The organism is Alteromonas sp. BZK5 (genome assembly GCF_014349115.1).
GTDB classification, from domain to species: domain Bacteria; phylum Pseudomonadota; class Gammaproteobacteria; order Enterobacterales; family Alteromonadaceae; genus Alteromonas; species Alteromonas macleodii.
Window position 1 is genome coordinate 24,701 of the sequence record NZ_JACSOE010000005.1, and the last position, 16,639, is coordinate 41,339.

Genomic DNA, 16,639 nt, shown 5'->3' on the forward strand with positions numbered 1-16,639 from the left:
GAAAATGTCCGTTTGAAATATCATGAGCTTCTAAAACGGTGCCTTCACAACGGAACATTTCCGAATTTTTAGTGTAAGTGGTTACTTTGTTGGATGATTACTTAAAAATCGTTCTATCTCGGGCGCGGGGAGTGGCTTGCTCCAATAATAGCCTTGCCCCAAGTCACATCCCATTTTTATTAGCTTTTCTAAAGCGGGTTTACTTTCAATACCTTCAGCTACCGCTTTCATGCCAAGGCTGTCGGCAATGCTGATTATTGCTGCAACTAAAGGTGCGTCGTTTTCCCCAATGCCTAAGGTGTTGATAAAAATGCGGTCTATTTTGAGTTTGCGAGCGCTAAATGTCTGTAGATAATTTAAATTAGAGTAACCGGTACCAAAATCATCAATAGCAAAGTGCACGCCTAACGATTTAATGGCTTCGAGTTGTTCACCAGTGGTGCCATTTTCATCCGCGAGTATGGTTTCAGTTAGCTCCAGCTCTAAAAATTGCGGTGCTAGTTGTGAGTTTTGCAAGGCCTGCTCAACGACCGCAGGGAGCGTACCATCTTTGAATTGTGCAAAGGATAAGTTTACGGCAACCGTAAGATTAGTATGACCGTTTTCATGCTGTTTAGCGCAAAATTCACAAGCCTGGTTTAACACCCACGCACCAAGAGGGATGATCAGGCCACTGCTTTCCGCTAAAGGTATGAACTTGTCGGGGAATATCATTGATCCGTCTTTCTGAGGCCATCTCAAAAGCGCCTCTACTGCTTGAACCTCGTTAGAGGCAAGGTCTATCAAGGGTTGGTAGTACACCTCGAATTCATTGGCATGTACGGCCGGGCGCAAACGCTGAATAAGTGTGAATTTTTCATCGTTTTCTTCGTCAAAGCGCACGTCATAGTATTCGTATCTATTTCTGCCGTTGCGTTTCGCTTCGTACATGGCAATATCAGCTTTTCGGCACAGCTGTTTAAATTTAATTCCGTCATAAGGCGCTTGTGCTACACCAATTGAACCCGAGACTACCACTTTGGTTTGCAGCACTTCGAATTCGTTCGAACACCACGTAATTAAGTTCTTACATAAGTCATCGATTTCAGATTTGTCTGATATTTCTGGCGCCAAAACAATAAACTCATCGCCACCGAAGCGTATTAAACTTTGCTTTGTGGATAGGTGGTCGGTGATGGTTTGAGATATTTTTTGAAGAAACCGATCGCCCGCAGCATGGCCAAGAGCGTCATTCACGGGTTTAAAGTTGTCTAAGTCTATGAACAGCAGCGCGAGCTGAAGCCCTTTTTCTTCACTCTCGCGTAGCTTTTCGTTGAAAAGTCGCTCGCCCAAAATCCTATTTGGCAAGTTTGTGAGCGGATCGTGATGTGCTAAGTGCTGGATATGTGCTCTATTTTGCTCAACTTTAGACACCTCTTGCTGCAGTGACTGCATAAGCCGACGAATATCCTGTATCAAAATAAAAACGCTGAAGCCCGTAATAACGTAAATAACCATGATGAAGAGCACGTGAGACCAGCTCAAAATAGGCGGGTTTGGTGTTACTACATCGTGCATAATCAACCACGTAAGCGTAATGCACTGAAGAAGCACTAAAGATAAAACGGTGCCAAATAGGGCAATTCCACCTAATAAAGCCGCAAATATGATGACGCCAGGGTAGCCAATCATGGCGATATCAAATACGCCTGCACCTGTTGCGGATAGGGCAAACAGCATTGACGACATAGCGCCTAAAAGTAGGTAACTGCTGGTGGTAACGTAATACTTGTATGCGAGCGAGCCAGTGACGATTAATGAGAACAAGCCCAGTAAAAAGATATCAAAAGTTATGCCTCTCGCGACCAGAGACGAAGCGAAAAGCCCGAAGCCTGTTACCGCGCTTATTTGAATGACACGGCGCCTTCGGAGTGACGTTAGATCAGCAAGCTTTGCTGATGAGGAAAAAAAATCTTTAACCTGCATTCTTCCAAATCTTGAAGGAGGTTTATAGCAACCTTAAACCTAACTTGGAAAAAAGCAAGTACAGAGACGCAACGTTATACGTTATTGGCAAAAGACGAGGAAAAACACAGCAGTGCTCGAACACACTGCTGCCTGTAAAGTCAATAACTACCTTTCGTCTGATGGTGCGTAACGCTCCAACCAGTGTGCATATGGTGCAGGCATTACCCAAGATGGTTTTTCAACGCCTAGCTTTTTCGCTGCAAAATAAGACCAGTGTGGGTTAGTAAGATGCATTCTACCTACCATAACAACGTCAAGTTGTTGGTTTTCAATGGTATCATTGGCGAGCTCTGGTGTGTCTACTCCCCACGCTGTAGCAACCGGGATTCCGGCTTCATCACGTACCTTTTTAGCAATTGGAGCAAGGAAAGCCGGGCCCCAAGGAATATTCGCATCAGGTGTGTTAAAGCCAACGCTAACGCTAACGAAATCAGTACCAATTTCTTTGAACTGTTTTACAAGTTCGATAGACTCGCTCAACGTCTGTTCGTCATCACCATCGTATTCGATAACGCCAAAGCGTACGGTAAGCGGTAGGTTTTCAGGCCAAACCGCACGCACTGCGCTCAGTGTTTCAAGTAAGAATCGGCCACGGCCTTGCGCATCACCGCCGTATTCGTCGGTACGCTTATTGGCGTGCTTCGAGAAAAAGCTTTGAGCCAAATAACCGTGGGCAAAATGCAGTTCAAGCCACTCGAATCCAGCTTCAAGCGCGCGCTGGGCACCTTTCACAAAGTCACTCTTAACGCGCTCAATATCGGCTTTGGTCATTTCTGTAGGCGTAACAGGTAAGTGTGCCCCAAAGGCTTCTGCCGAAGGTCCAATAGGCTGCCACCCTTTTTCTTCACTTGGCTGAATGTGGTCATCACCTTCCCAAGGGCGGTTAGCACTCGCTTTGCGCCCGGCATGTGCAATTTGAATTCCAGCAACAGCGCCTTGGCTTTTTATACGATCAGCAACATTTTTTAAGCCACTAACGTGTTCATCTTTCCAAATACCTAAGCAATTTGGCGTGATACGTCCTTCTGGCGAGACGGCGGTTGCCTCAACGATAACCAATCCAGCACCGCCTCGGGCAAATGACTGGTAGTTTGCTTCATGCCACTGGTTTGTAAACCCATCTTCTGCAGAGTATTGGCACATAGGAGGCACAGCAATACGATTGCGAAGCGTCACGTCTTTTAACGAAAATTGTTCAAATAATGCAGTCATATTTCTCTCTTTCTAAATAAACAAAAAAGCACTCAGCGAAGGCTGAGTGCTTTAGAATCTAGGGGTTATGCCGCGAGAGTTAGAATTTCACGGGCTTTAGCAAGATCGATGTCACCATGCTCGCCAAGCGCTGTTAAGCCGTTGCGTTCAAGGTTCTCGATTAGCCCATCAATGGCAGACTTTTCAATGTTGTGGTCTGACAGGCGGGTTTTAACCTGCATAGTTTCAAAAAAGTCCTGAACCGCTTTTATGGTTAAGTCGATGGCCTTTTCTTTGTCATTTTCCTGAATGCCAAACACGCGCTCACCTAGCTGCAGAATTTTTTCCTGCTTTTTGTCACGCTGCACGAACATTAACGACGGTAGAACAATTGCTAAGGTCACGGCGTGATCTAAACCGTGTAACGCAGTAAGTTCGTGACCTATCATATGTGTGCCCCAGTCTTGCGGTACACCTTTACCGATTAATCCGTTAAGCGCCATTGTTGCTGACCACATTACGTTTGCACGCACATCGTAATCTTCAGGCGTCGCTAACGCTTTAGGACCTTCTTGAACTAAGGTTTGTAAGATTCCTTCTGCAAAGCGGTCTTGAAGCGGTGCGTTTACAGGGTAGGTAAGGTATTGCTCAATCACGTGAACAAAAGCATCAACCACGCCGTTTGATACTTGACGTGGTGGAAGTGAATAGGTGAACTCAGGATCGAGTACGGCAAAAACAGGCTGAACTGTTTCAGAAGAAAACGCGCGTTTTTGCGACGTTTCTTTTCTGTTTACTACCGAGTTACCGTTACTCTCAGACCCTGTCGCAGGTAAAGTAAGTACTGCGCCAATAGGTAATGGATTTTCAAATGCTGCACCTTTAACAAGTATGTCCCACGGATCGCCTGCAAAGTTAACGGCAGCAGCTACAAATTTCGCGCCATCAATAACACTTCCACCGCCAACCGCAAGAATGAAGTTCACGTCATTTTCACGGGCGACATTCACAGCTTTCATCAGTGTTTCAAATTCTGGGTTTGGTTCAACACCCTGAAATTCAATAACTTCAGCACCTGCTAGTGCAGTCGTTACTTTATCGTAAATACCATTTTTCTTAATTGAGCCGCCACCGTAGAGGAAGAGGACTTTTGCTTGTTTCGGCAAACGTGAAGACACTTCACTTAGTTGCCCTTTGCCGAACAAAATTTCGGTTTGATTCTTAAACGTAAAATTAAGCATAGTGTTGCCTGTCCTTAATTAGATTGTGAATTTAACTGTTGTAAAAGCTTTTCAGCTAACAGTTCATCAGAAAACGGGTTTTGGCCTGTAATAAGCTCACGGTCTACTACTACATTGGGCGCCCACATTTCTTTGAATTCCATCTTGCCACCCGCTTGCGCCATGGCGTCTGCTGGGTAGTACAATAACGTTGCGTCGTTTAACGTGCTTTCAAAATAGGCCTCTTCCGGTGTGGAGAAGATTGTCATTTTGTAGCCATCATAAATCCAACTCTCAGATGAGGCTTGCTCACCGGATTTCAATGCCAGTTCAAATGCCTGCGGGTTAGATTGCCCAGAAAGTAAGGCGATTGGGCCATGGCAGATAGCGGCAGTAGGTTTTCCTTCATTGTGAAAGTGAGACAAAATTTCACCCACTTGAGGATTGTTTGCTAGGTCGATAAGCGGTGCATGACCGCCTGGAATGAATACGCCTTCAAACTCTTCTAGCCCTTGTCCAATCACTTCGCTCAATGACAGCGTGTCATCAATGCCTTCTATTGACGCTACAAACGTTTGAATGTCTCGCATTTGCGATTCGCCGCCATCAAAGTATTGCGGTATTACTGACTTTTTATCTACAGATGGCGCATTGCCTTTTGGCGTGGCCAATACCAGTTTGTAGCCTGCGTCTACCAATGCTTTTGCCGGCACACCAAACTCGTTAAGGTAATAGCCTGTAGGCTCTGTTTTGCCATCTGCAAGTTGCATTACATTTTCACTTGAAAGTAGTACAAGTATTTCGCCTTTACCGGCATTCGCAGCTTTAACGTCTGCCGCATAGGCCGACTGTGATAAACCCGCAATAATGGCGAGCGATAAAATTGATGATGCTGATTTCATGTGCAGCTCCTGTCGCATTAGAAAGTGCGTGTATCTTAGAGAGGTTGGCTTACATCGAGAAGTCAGATAAATTGTGATGAGTCATCAAAAATCTGATGGGTAGGGATTATGTCTTACTTAACACAGTTAAAAACCTTTGTAGAAGTTTATCGAAGCGGCAACATTACACGTGCTGCAGCTCGCCTTCATATGTCTCAGCCAGCGGTCACTTCTCACATACAAGCCATGGAGAATATTGTCGGTAAAGAGTTGTTCATAAGAAAAGCGAGAGGCGTTGAGCCAACGGCTATCGCTGATGACTTGGCGCTGCAAGTCGCCAGTCACATTGATACGTTAGAGCAGAAAGTGGCTTCTATTCGCAGTCGTGCTTCCACCGATCACGGCACGTTACACCTAGCGGGCCCTGCGGAGTATCTCAGTCTGGTGGCAGGTCCGGCACTCGCTAACTTGCTTCAGGCCGATAAAGTGAATTTAGTGATCCATACCGGCAACAAAAGTAATATTTATCATTTGTTGGAGAACGATGTAGCGGAACTTGCCATTACGGCCTCTGAGCCCACTGATGCGATGTATGAATATCAGAAGTTAGATAAAGAGCGCTTAATCTTAGTGATGAACCGTGTGCAGGGAAAGTTGCTGGGAGAAAGAGAAATATCGGCAGCGCTACTAAACCAACATAAAGTAGTGACGTATGATGAACAGTTACCGCTTGTTCGGCGATACTTTTCGGAGGTATTTAATGCCGCGTGTGAGTCGCCTGTCGCGGCTGTTTGCCCCGATATAAGAGCAATAAGTAGTATTATCAAAGCGGGAATTGGTTATTCCGTTTTGCCTGACTACTTATGTAAAGAAGGTATTGCAAAAGGCGAATTGGTCGCGCTGGGCAAGCCAGGCCCAGAAAATGATGTTTATTTAGTGTGGAAAAAGGGAGCGCTTCGTCATCCTAGGGTCGACTTCGCCAAAGATGTCATAATGGCTTTTGCAAACATTAACTATCTTTCGACACTTCCTGATTGAAGCTAGACGCCTAAAAAGGGCGACGCATTTAGACAAGGCGTCGCCAATTGTTCCTAGATTAAATAACCAGGGCTTGTTGGTCTTTGCTGAATATTAAACAACAGCAGGCCCTAAAATGTACCGACAACTTTTACCGTGCCATCAACTTTACCTTCATCCACAAAACCTATGGTATTGGGGTTGGTCGCGACAAGATTTAACATCTCATCCTCAGTTGCTATCATTTCAGGTGGTGTGCCTCTGCCAGTAAACACAAGCTTCGACCAGAATGCAGAGTATTGTGATTCAGATTTTCCAAGCACATTATTATTAAAAGCGTCTCTGATATTATTACCTTGTTCGAAGGTAAGGGGAATTGCGCGACTTCCATCGGGAAATGCTTTTACTTTCCCCAAATATATTTTCTTGACGGTATCGATATCGATCCCAGAATTGTTATTGGCATTTATTATCACGGCTGTACCGGCATAAATCGGCGCCGACATTAAAAAGCACAGGGCTGCAACTATCTTCATTGATATTACCTTCGTTCTTAACTCGCTAACATCGAGGCAAGCATGCTAGTGGTTTATACCCAAGGGCGACGCGCCCTCACGAAAGTATAACCGAGATTTACAATTTGTCGCATTTCGACAAAAGGTGAAATTTGAAGGATCCTAAAACATACAAAGAGAAATTATGGCAAAACCTAATGCAAAAGGGCCGGTCAGAACCGTGCAAATTTATTGCTCCAAGTGCAAATTCCAGCTATTTAAATATCGAAAAGGCGGCAAAGGCGCGTTGGTTAAATGCTTTAAAGAGAGAATAGTTGAGGACTTTACTCATGAAGAAGGAATATGTCCTTCTTGTGACGCACAGTTTGCAAGAAATGCCTTAATTCGAGGTGCACCGGCACTGAAAATTGTTGGCACAAAGGTGACCATGAAGTAGCACAGACTGATAATCGGTTGTTAATTGGACAACTTTTTTAAAATATAAACGTTTGGATAATTTGCTCTTACGTAATTTTTGCCTAAATTAATATAAAGGGATTACAGCCTCAAGCCGTTGTGCTGTTTGGTAAAAAATTTAAGGCTGAGGTTAGAAAGCGCAACGGAATGGCTTTGTATTAAACGTCTACACATCGAGATGATAAATGTCCATTCAAAGAAAGTTTCTATTTTCTATTTCTGCTGTTATCGCTTTGTTCGCTTTAATTGTTGCCGTGGCAACGGTTATCACCACTTCCTCAAATGTTTCAAACCTTGTTCAAGAGCAAAAGAAGAACACCGCCGATCGTTTAGTGAATATTCTTACTGTGACTGACTCTATCATGCTTGAACGCGTCAAAAGCAGTATGGCGTTGCTTAAGCAACGAGGTGAGGCAATCGGTGAACCCAATCAAACCGATATTGTTTCCGTTAAAAATACGCAGGCTCGGCAGCTAAGGTTGGGCAATGCGGAGCAAGCCAACACATTCGATTTGGTCGATAACCTGACAAGCGTAATGGGAGGCACCGCCACGCTTTTTAGTAAAACAGGAGACGACTATATTCGCGTGAGTACCAATGTCATTAAAAATGGCGAGAGGGCGATTGGCACTAAGTTGGCCCCTGATGGCAAGGCGATCAAAAAGATTAATCAGCAGGAAGCGTATTACGGTGCGGTTGATATTTTGGGTAGCCCTTATTTAACAGGTTACGAGCCAATGTTTAACAGCAGTGGTGACGTTGTGGGCATCTGGTATGTGGGATACTCAGCCGACCTTAACGTATTAGAGCAAGCCATTAAGCAAAGTCACGTGCTAAAAGAAGGCTTTGTTGCCCTTCGTGATGCAAAAGGTAACATTCGCATGCATTCCGCACATGTGAATGATCGGCAGGTGGCCGACGCCCTTCAACCTAATGATGACTGGGTTGTAGAAGTGGTACCGTTTTCGCCTTGGGGGTACGATATTATATTAGTGGCGTCGACGTCAGAAAAATCGGCTATGGTTCGAAGCTCTGTGTTGGTTGTTGTACTTAAAATCGTATTGGCGAGCGTGGGAATTTTGATCACCATTTGGTTGCTCGTTAAGTATATTGTTGGCAAGCCACTTGAAGAATTCATTGGGGTAGTAAACAACTTGTCTTCTGGTGAGGGAGATTTAACGTTCCGTTTTCAGGCATCAAGAAGCGACGAGTTTGGCACCATGGCAAGAGCGTTTAATGGGCTTCTTAGCCAGTTACAAGACACGTTGCAGAGTGTGGACGAAGCCACCGACCACATGCTAGCAAAGTCAGAAAGGTTAAATGCAACAGCTTTGCAATCCAAAGATACCGTTTCACAACTTAGCCGAGAAACGGAGTCAATTAATAACGCCATTTCATTAATGCAGCAGAATGCACAAACTGTGTCGTCAACCATTCGCAGTTCAAGTGAAGCGGCACACGCTGCCGATCAAGATACGCGAAACAGCGTAAGCGTTCTGGCGCAAACCATTAAAGACATCCAGTCTCAGGCAAGCGATGTGGACGCGTCAGTACAGGTTATCACTGAGTTGGCTCAGGCAAGTGAAGAAATTAGCGGTGTAATGGAAGTTATCAGGAATATCGCAGAGCAAACGAATCTACTTGCGCTCAATGCAGCTATTGAAGCGGCTCGCGCTGGTGAGCAGGGACGTGGCTTTGCCGTTGTCGCTGACGAAGTCCGCTCGCTAGCAAGCAGAACGCAGTCTTCCACGGAAGAAATTCGCAATATGATTGAACGCCTTCAGCAAGGTAGCCGCGTGGCTTCTGAAAAAATGCAGCAAAATAAAGAAACCGCCTATAAAACCGTGGACACCACAAAACATGCTGGCGATTCGTTAAAGCAGGCGCTTGACGCTGTTGCACGCATCACAACGTTAAACCGAGACGCTGCCACAATGGCTGAAGGACAAACAGAGGTTGCTAACGATGTTAATAAAGGGGTAAGCAGTATTCAACAGGTGGGCAATGCCAATACTACCTATGCAAAAGAAGTGGTAGATAACTGTGAAGCCTTAGTTCAGCAAGTTAAGCAAATGCAAATGCAGTTGCGACGATACCATTTCTAGAGTTGCTGGCTTATTCAATCGACTTGGCTGTTAGCAGGCAGCGAAGCAGAAACAAGATAAATCGCCAGAGTCAATGTACGCTGAAATGCACAATTCTTGCGGTTGACATGAATAGTAACAATTTGAACCAATGCCAAAAGGGCTTTAGATTGCTAAGGCCCTTTTTGATATTTATTCTTACCCATGGATGAATATAGGGATTTTCCCATAACATGGATAAACCATAATGAAACAACTATCTACACTAGCTGGTGTGGTTGCGAGTGTTTTTGCATTCACATCGCTATCGACAACAGCAGTAGTGGCGCAAGAAGCGCAAACTGCATCTGCAGTCGTATCTCCCGCGAAAAAGACGCTTGCTGATGTTGAATACCGCTTACCGTCAACAATCGCTCCCACTTTTCAACGCATTCACTTAAATATAGACCCTGACAACCCTACATATTCTGGAAAAACGAATATTGATGTAACGGTTAAAACCCCAACTAAGAAAGTGGGCTTTTATCAGCAAGATTTGACCGTAACTTCTGCGCGTTTAGTGTCTGGAAGCAGCAGCTTTCCTCTAAATGTTACGATTGAAGAATACGACATCAATTGGGGCGAATCGCAAAATGAGATTGCGCCTGGGAAGTATACGTTAGAGATTACGTTTGAAGGGAAAGTGAACACGTCTTCAGATGGCATGTATCTGTCACGTTTTGAAGAGACCAACTATATATTTACCCAGTTTGAAGATATGCATGCGCGAAAAGCGTTTCCAAGTTTTGATGAGCCAAACTTCAAAATTCCTTATCAAATGACCATCAGTTCTCCTGAACATCAGGAAATAGTGGGTAATACACCTGTTGAAAAGGTGACAGTGGAAAACGGCATAAAAACCGTAGTGTTTGAAAAAACTAAGCCCATGCCGACTTATCTTATTGCCTATACCGTAGGGCCTTTTGATAGTGCTGAAATTTCTGGGCTGTCGGTGCCAGGAAAAATATACGTTCCAAAAGGGTATGCCGATAAAACCAAATTTGTTATCAAACACATCCCAGAAATCCTAGCCTCGCTAGAAGATTTTTTCGGTATCAAGTACCCCTATAAAAAAATGGATTTTGTTGCCGTACCCAACTTTACCCACGGTGCAATGGAAAACGTAGGTTTAATTACCTATCGCGATAGTTTGTTACTGCTAGAAGATAACCCAAGCGTCACAGAGCGTTCACGACCGCTAAATGTTATTGCGCATGAACTTGCTCATCAATGGTTTGGCAACTTGGTAACAATGGCGTGGTGGGATGACCTATGGCTGAACGAAGCGTTTGCGTCTTGGGCTGCAAGTCATACTATGAAAACCTTGTATCCAGAGTTGAACTACGCCGATCGCATAGTACAAGAGGGAGCATTTGGTGCAGATGCTAGTCCCACGGTGAAACCTGTCAAAAAAGTAGTGAAAAGTCAGCCAGATGTGATGGATGGGTTGGGCTTGAACTACTCAAAAGGTGAATCAATTTTACAAATGATTGAATCGCTAATTGGTACAGAAAAGTTTCGTGAAGGTGTTCAAAACTACATGAATACCCATGCTTGGGGTAATACCGTAGCAGATGATTTGTGGCGCGCCCTAGATGAAGTGTCTGATTTCAACTTAAGCGCCATGATGAAAGCTTACTTGGAACAGCCGGGCTACCCACTTATTCATATTTCAAAAGATGGCAAATTAACCCAGTCCCGTTTTCACCTTGCTGGCGCGACCGTGGAAGATAAGACATGGGCAGTTCCTTTAAAGCTGACTTATCAATCAAACGGAAAAATACTAAACGAAGTGGTTTTTATTGATAAAGAAACCACAGTTTTACCTCAGCTTGCTGAAGCAGACTGGGTGTTCCCTAATGACAATGCAACAGGTTACTTCCGTTGGTCAATTGAACCAGCTCAGCTAAACGCACTGCTAAACAACATTGATGCGCTAAATAAGCGTGAAAAGAAAAATGTGCTATACAACTACCAGGCGCTGTTAAACGCAGATCAAGTAGGTGTAGACAGTGTGATGAAGGTGCTTAATAGCTTGGCAAAAGATGATGACCCTGCGGTCATTCGTGCGGCTGTTGGGGTGTTAGCTGAGTTTAGTTATTTAGTAAATGAAGACAATAAAGCCGCATATGCAAAGCTTCTAAATCAAAATTATATGCCTTTGTTAAACAAACTTACCTTGTCTCAAAGTGAGCAGGATAACGCAGATGTCATTCGCCTGCGTAACCAGCTATTCAGCTTACTGGGTACTCATTCGAACAATGATCAACTTGTTGAACAAAGCGTTAAAATAGCGAAACAGTACCTTGCAGATACTAGCAGTGTTCCTTCCGGTATTGCCGGTACAGCAATTGAAATTGCTACGCGAAATAGTGAACAAGGCGAGCAGGGCACATGGTTTAATACAATTGTAGAGGCTTTTAAAAAAGCACAGTTGCCAAATGTGAAAAGCACGCTGGTGTATTCGATGTACTTTGAAGACAAAGCGACCGTCTTTAAAATGTTAGATTTAGCGCTTACCGATGATATTACGCCTGCAAATACCATGTATATGGTGGTGAGAGTGGCACGTAACTTAGACGATCATACGCTATTGTACGAGTGGCTTAGTAAGAATAAAGACGCGCTACTAGCAAAAATGCCTGATTACCATGTAAGCAGAATGCCGGAATTTGTTTCAACAACCTGTTCGGCTGAAAACTTAGAAATGGCCAATGCGTTCTACGCGCCAATTAGCGAGACCTATCAAGGAATGGCACGCGGTGTCGAAATTATGCAGGACGAGTCTCAACAGTGTATGCGGCTGAAATCTGCATTTCAGGCAGACTTTAACGCCTTCTTAAACGAGCAGTTATAGGCAACAACGAAAAGGCGTTTACCCAGCGCTTTTTGTCCTAAAGTTATAATTGAAAGAGCGTCCACTAGGCGCTCTTTTTTTGTTCATAAAACTGTAACATGCACCACGGCGAGTCACTAAAATATTTCAAAGCTGAAACATTTACGCATTGTGACAAATCAACTTTCCCTGTACCAAAGTTCAGCAGAGTTAATCAATAAGTAAGTTTATTTTAAACGTCTAAGTTTCTGATTTTTAAAGTTTGTGACGTTTATATTATTATTTTTATTAAGTGCTTGCTGTATATACGTATGTATAAGAATTTATACCTTCCTTATACAAAAAAGCGGAAAGCAAAATGATTCATGAGGGTAACACACAAAAGTATAAGCTGAGGAAATCAGCTAAGGTAGTCAACGCGTTGTTGGCGGGCGCATTGTCGTTAGGCGTTGTTTCTATTAATGCCTCTGCAGATACAGTATGGCAAGAGGACTTCGAAGCAAATGAACTGCAAGGCAAGGGCGCAACTGGCTCAGACCCAGCGGGAGCAATTGTTGATCTTGAAGGTGTTGATCGTTGGTCAGTAGACGTGTCAGCGAGTGAGCTAAGTGCCACTTCAGACTGGTTCCGTGTTAAAAGCGGCGCAATGCAAGCACGTGATACTGACGGTGAAGTAGTCTGGTTGAGCGAGTCTATCGATATATCTGGTGCCGGTGATATCACCATAAATGCCGTGCTTTCTCAAAGTGGAAATTTTGAGTCGACAGACTACATCGATGTATTTTACTCATTAGATGGTGGCGCATTCGAGCTTATTACGCTTTCAGAAGGGGCAACGAATACGGTACAGGAAGACTTTGGTTCTGCAACACTGACCGAAACGATAGGTAGCGGAAGCACTTTAGAACTGAAAGTAGCCATGGCTAACAACTCGGGTACCGAATATCTCAATTTAGACAGTATTTCAGTAAGTGGAAATGGAACTACCGATGGTGGGGATACTGGCGGTAACCCTGACGACGGCGGTGAACCTTCAAATGAACTTCTTTTCTTAAGTGGTACTTGTTTTAACTGCCCTGATTTGGAAGCAGTTAACCTAGCCAGCGACTTTGTTGCATCTGACTATTACGCAGCTCTCGACACAGCTATTGCAAACGGTGAAAGTGCGCAAACGTTAAAAGACACGGCGCATAACATCATTGAAAATGGTCATCGTACGCTTTCTTACTCAGAAGTGTGGACAGCACTCACTTACACTGATGAAGATCCTGCTAACACCGATAACGTTATCTTGTTCTACAAAGGCATATCACAAGGCAAGTTTACCAACGGTAGCGGTAGTCAAAGCACCAACCCAGACAATTGGAATCGCGAACATGTTTGGGCTAAGAGCCATGGTTTTCCTAGCTCAAGCCTAACGGCATACAGCGATATTCTGCACCTGCGTCCCACCGATATTTCTGTAAATAGCTCGCGCGGCAACTTAGATTTTGATTTTAGTGATAGCGCGCTTTCTGAAGCTCCGTTAAACCGAGTTGATGGTGACTCTTTTGAGCCTCGTGACGCAGTAAAAGGTGATGTAGCACGCTCAATGCTATACATGGACGTGCGTTACGATGGCAATACAGCTGGTGATACCGAAGACGACTTAGTGTTAGTAAATCGCCTTACCTCTACTAGCGAAGCCGCGTTTGGTAAGCTTTGCGTATTGCTTCAATGGCATGAAAGTGATCCAGTGGATGATTTCGAACGTCGTCGTAACGAGCGCGTTTATGAATTCCAAGGAAACCGAAATCCGTTTATTGACAAACCTGAACTTGCTTCACTTATCTTCAACGAGAGTTGTGATGGTACAGGTGGTGATACTGGCGGTGACACGGGTGGCGATACTGGCGGTGACACGGGTGGTGATACCGGCGGCGACACAGGTGGTGATACCGGCGGCGACACAACACCTTCTACCAGCAGTATTTACATTTCAGAATACATCGAAGGTGGCGGTTTCAATAAAGGTATAGAGCTTTTCAATAGCTCGACACAACCGGTAAGTCTAGCGGGTTATGAGTTAGTTTTACTCTCCAATGGTGAGACCGCAGATGCTGACCGTAAAGTGTTAGCACTTGAAGGCACAATCCCAGCAGGTGGCGTAGCAACATTCGCTCACGGAAGTGCAGATGCACTGTTAACTGCCGGCTCAACGATTAGCAGCTTCGTGATTAATTTCAATGGCGATGACTACATTGAGCTCGTCGCTAACGGTCAGGTTGTTGATGCTCTAGGTACGTACGGCGTTAAAACTAACTGGGGTAAAGACGTTACTTTGGTACGCAAGAGTTCAGTAACAGCAGGCAATCCTAACCGCAACCCAGCGTTTACCCTTGAAGAATGGGATAGCCTACCAAAAGATACGCTTAACAATTTTGGTTCGCACAATGGATCTGTTAGCGAGCCTACGGATCCCACTGACCCGACCGACCCAACTGATCCTACAGACCCAACTGACCCAGTTGGTGAAGTAGTCTTAATTAGCGCTATTCAAGGTGAAGGCGATGAGTCAGCAATGGTTGGCGCTGACGTCATTGTGGAGGCTGTAGTAACAAAAGTTGTACCAGCCATGAGCGGTTTCTTTGTTCAGGAAGAAGCAAGTGATTCAGACGATAATCAGGCAACTTCTGAAGGTGTGTTCGTTTACGCAGGCTCATTCAACCTGCCGGAAGCAGGGGATGCGGTGCGTTTGCAAGGTACAGTAGGCGAGCGCTTTGGTGTAACTCAATTAACTCTGTCTGCAGAACTCGAGGTTACGGGTGTAGGTAGCAATGTGCTTTACACACCTGTTGCTATGCCATTTAGCCTTGAAACTGATTTGGAAGCACTAGAGGGCATGCATGTTAGTTTTGAGCAAACGCTTAAAGTTTCTGATGTCTACAATCTTGGACGTTATGGTCAATTCAACGTGTCTTCAGAACGCTTATTCATTCCCACTAATCAGTTTGTAGCGGGTTCACAAGAAGCGTTGGCACTAGCCGAAATTAATGCACGAAATACCTTATTGGTTGACGACGGAGAAACATCACAGAATTTGGATGATATTCCTTTCCCTGTAGGTGGTTTATCCCACAACAATCCACTGCGTTTGGGCAACAGTATCGAAGCTTTGGAAGGTGTTTTACATTACGCCTTTGGTGCTTACAACCTCATCCCTATTGGTGATATTCAAACCCTAGGCACTAACCCACGAACTGCTGCACCACAGCTAAATGCTATCGGTGATGTAAAAGTGGCTAGCTTCAATGTGCTTAACTACTTCAACGGTCCAGAATTCCCAACCTCTCGCGGCGCAGATTCAATTGCTGAATTTGAACGTCAGAAAGCGAAAACTATTGCAGCTATTGTAGCGATGAATGCCGATGTACTTGGCCTTGTTGAAATTGAAAACGATGGTTATAGCAGTGACTCTGCAATTGCGACACTAGTTGACAGCGTTAACGCTGAACTGGGTAGCGATGCATACAGCTATGTTGCATTAGAATCACAGCTAGGCGGCGATGAAATAGCGGTAGGTATTATCTATAAGCCTGCTGTAGTTTCGTTACAGGGCAACCCTGTGACTTCATCTGAAGCCCCATTTGACTATGGTAACCGTCAACCTTTACTACAAAGCTTTAACGTAAACAGTAACGGCGAAGACTTTACCTTAGCGATAAACCACTTTAAGTCAAAAGGGAGCTGTGGCAGTGCTACAGGCAATAATGCTGATTTAGGTGACGGTCAAGGCTGTTGGAACGAACTGCGTACCCAAGCAGCACAAGGCCTAATTTCTCTTGTTGAGCAAAATAGTGATGTATTGTCTGACCGCGTTATCGTAATGGGTGATTTGAATGCCTATGCGAAAGAGGAACCTATCCTTGCGCTTGAAGAGGCTGGCTACAGTAACTTGGTTAACTTCTTCGATGGCGACAGCGCTTATTCGTATAGCTTCGGCGGCGAAGTAGGTTATCTCGATCATGCCTTATCAAGCCCTTCATTAACTGAATATGTGGTAGATGCAACGGTATGGCACATTAATGCCGATGAACCTCGTGTGTTCGACTATAACGTTGAATATAAGACTGAAAACCAGCTTTCTAGTTACTACGGCGCTGATGCGTATCGCTCGTCAGATCACGACCCAGTAGTGGTAGTGCTTAACTTCCCAGAAGAAGTAACAGTTGGAGATTTTGATGGTGATAACGATGTGGATTACAACGATATCATGGCCTTCTATCAACTGTTTTTGCAAGGGCAAGCAACGGGTGAAAACTACGATTTCAACGGCGACGGCCAAATTAGCTTCTTCGATATTCAGGCGTTAATGGCGATGTGTACACGCGCTAACTGTGCAATTTAATTTTAG

General features: G+C 44.5%; 10 protein-coding genes. 5 read left to right on the forward strand and 5 right to left on the reverse strand.

From position 1 onward, the window contains the following. Positions 1–81 precede the first annotated feature (81 nt). From BIZ39_RS02640 to BIZ39_RS02655, 4 genes are all read right to left on the reverse strand, one after another. Positions 82–1,965 carry a putative bifunctional diguanylate cyclase/phosphodiesterase gene (locus BIZ39_RS02640; protein WP_187446273.1) on the reverse strand — a complete coding sequence of 628 codons (1,884 nt, stop codon included), beginning with the start codon at positions 1,963–1,965 and terminating at the stop codon, positions 82–84. A gap of 147 nt (positions 1,966–2,112) precedes the next feature. Further along, positions 2,113–3,219: an NADH:flavin oxidoreductase/NADH oxidase gene (locus tag BIZ39_RS02645; RefSeq protein ID WP_014949897.1), complete on the reverse strand. Its 1,107-nt coding sequence runs from the start codon at positions 3,217–3,219 to the stop codon at positions 2,113–2,115. A 65-nt stretch (positions 3,220–3,284) separates the two neighbouring features. Beyond that, on the reverse strand, positions 3,285–4,439 hold the full coding sequence (locus BIZ39_RS02650; RefSeq protein ID WP_014976852.1) for an iron-containing alcohol dehydrogenase: 1,155 nt from the start codon (positions 4,437–4,439) through the stop codon (positions 3,285–3,287). 14 nt (positions 4,440–4,453) lie between these two features. Then, entirely contained in the window at positions 4,454–5,320 is an 867-nt protein-coding gene (locus BIZ39_RS02655; protein ID WP_014976851.1) for a type 1 glutamine amidotransferase domain-containing protein, read from the reverse strand. Between the two features lie 108 nt (positions 5,321–5,428). Here BIZ39_RS02655 and BIZ39_RS02660 point away from each other — a divergent pair, with 108 nt between their 5' ends. Further along, a complete protein-coding gene (locus tag BIZ39_RS02660; protein ID WP_014949894.1) occupies positions 5,429–6,337 on the forward strand; it encodes a LysR family transcriptional regulator in 909 nt (302 codons plus the stop codon). 110 nt (positions 6,338–6,447) lie between these two features. Here the strand turns inward: BIZ39_RS02660 and BIZ39_RS02665 are convergent, their stop codons facing one another. After that, positions 6,448–6,852, reverse strand: coding sequence for a phosphate ABC transporter substrate-binding protein (locus BIZ39_RS02665; protein ID WP_014949893.1), 405 nt, complete (start codon positions 6,850–6,852; stop codon positions 6,448–6,450). A 163-nt stretch (positions 6,853–7,015) separates the two neighbouring features. Here BIZ39_RS02665 and BIZ39_RS02670 point away from each other — a divergent pair, with 163 nt between their 5' ends. The 4 genes from BIZ39_RS02670 to BIZ39_RS02685 all read left to right on the forward strand — a co-directional run bounded on the left by BIZ39_RS02670 (position 7,016) and on the right by BIZ39_RS02685 (position 16,633). Beyond that, the gene (locus BIZ39_RS02670; RefSeq protein ID WP_014976849.1) at positions 7,016–7,267 is read left to right on the forward strand and encodes a hypothetical protein; all 252 of its coding nucleotides are present in this window, start codon (positions 7,016–7,018) and stop codon (positions 7,265–7,267) included. Between the two features lie 205 nt (positions 7,268–7,472). After that, positions 7,473–9,392: a Cache 3/Cache 2 fusion domain-containing protein gene (locus BIZ39_RS02675; protein WP_187446274.1), complete on the forward strand. Its 1,920-nt coding sequence runs from the start codon at positions 7,473–7,475 to the stop codon at positions 9,390–9,392. Between the two features lie 226 nt (positions 9,393–9,618). Next, the gene (locus BIZ39_RS02680) at positions 9,619–12,267 is read left to right on the forward strand and encodes a M1 family metallopeptidase (protein ID WP_187446275.1); all 2,649 of its coding nucleotides are present in this window, start codon (positions 9,619–9,621) and stop codon (positions 12,265–12,267) included. A gap of 337 nt (positions 12,268–12,604) precedes the next feature. Next, complete coding sequence (locus BIZ39_RS02685; RefSeq protein WP_187446276.1) at positions 12,605–16,633, forward strand: ExeM/NucH family extracellular endonuclease; 4,029 nt, start codon at positions 12,605–12,607, stop codon at positions 16,631–16,633. The last annotated feature ends 6 nt before the right edge of the window (positions 16,634–16,639 follow it).

Bases quoted from the DNA above. Each gene is read 5' to 3' on its own strand.
- BIZ39_RS02640 (WP_187446273.1), bottom strand. From the start codon at position 1,965: ATGCAGGTTAAAGATTTTTTTTCCTCATCAGCAAAGCTTGCTGATCTA.
- BIZ39_RS02680 (WP_187446275.1), top strand. From the start codon at position 9,619: ATGAAACAACTATCTACACTAGCTGGTGTGGTTGCGAGTGTTTTTGCA.
- BIZ39_RS02665 (WP_014949893.1), bottom strand. From the start codon at position 6,852: ATGAAGATAGTTGCAGCCCTGTGCTTTTTAATGTCGGCGCCGATTTAT.
- BIZ39_RS02660 (WP_014949894.1), top strand. From the start codon at position 5,429: ATGTCTTACTTAACACAGTTAAAAACCTTTGTAGAAGTTTATCGAAGC.
- BIZ39_RS02670 (WP_014976849.1), top strand. From the start codon at position 7,016: ATGGCAAAACCTAATGCAAAAGGGCCGGTCAGAACCGTGCAAATTTAT.
- BIZ39_RS02685 (WP_187446276.1), top strand. From the start codon at position 12,605: ATGATTCATGAGGGTAACACACAAAAGTATAAGCTGAGGAAATCAGCT.
- BIZ39_RS02675 (WP_187446274.1), top strand. From the start codon at position 7,473: ATGTCCATTCAAAGAAAGTTTCTATTTTCTATTTCTGCTGTTATCGCT.
- BIZ39_RS02655 (WP_014976851.1), bottom strand. From the start codon at position 5,320: ATGAAATCAGCATCATCAATTTTATCGCTCGCCATTATTGCGGGTTTA.
- BIZ39_RS02645 (WP_014949897.1), bottom strand. From the start codon at position 3,219: ATGACTGCATTATTTGAACAATTTTCGTTAAAAGACGTGACGCTTCGC.
- BIZ39_RS02650 (WP_014976852.1), bottom strand. From the start codon at position 4,439: ATGCTTAATTTTACGTTTAAGAATCAAACCGAAATTTTGTTCGGCAAA.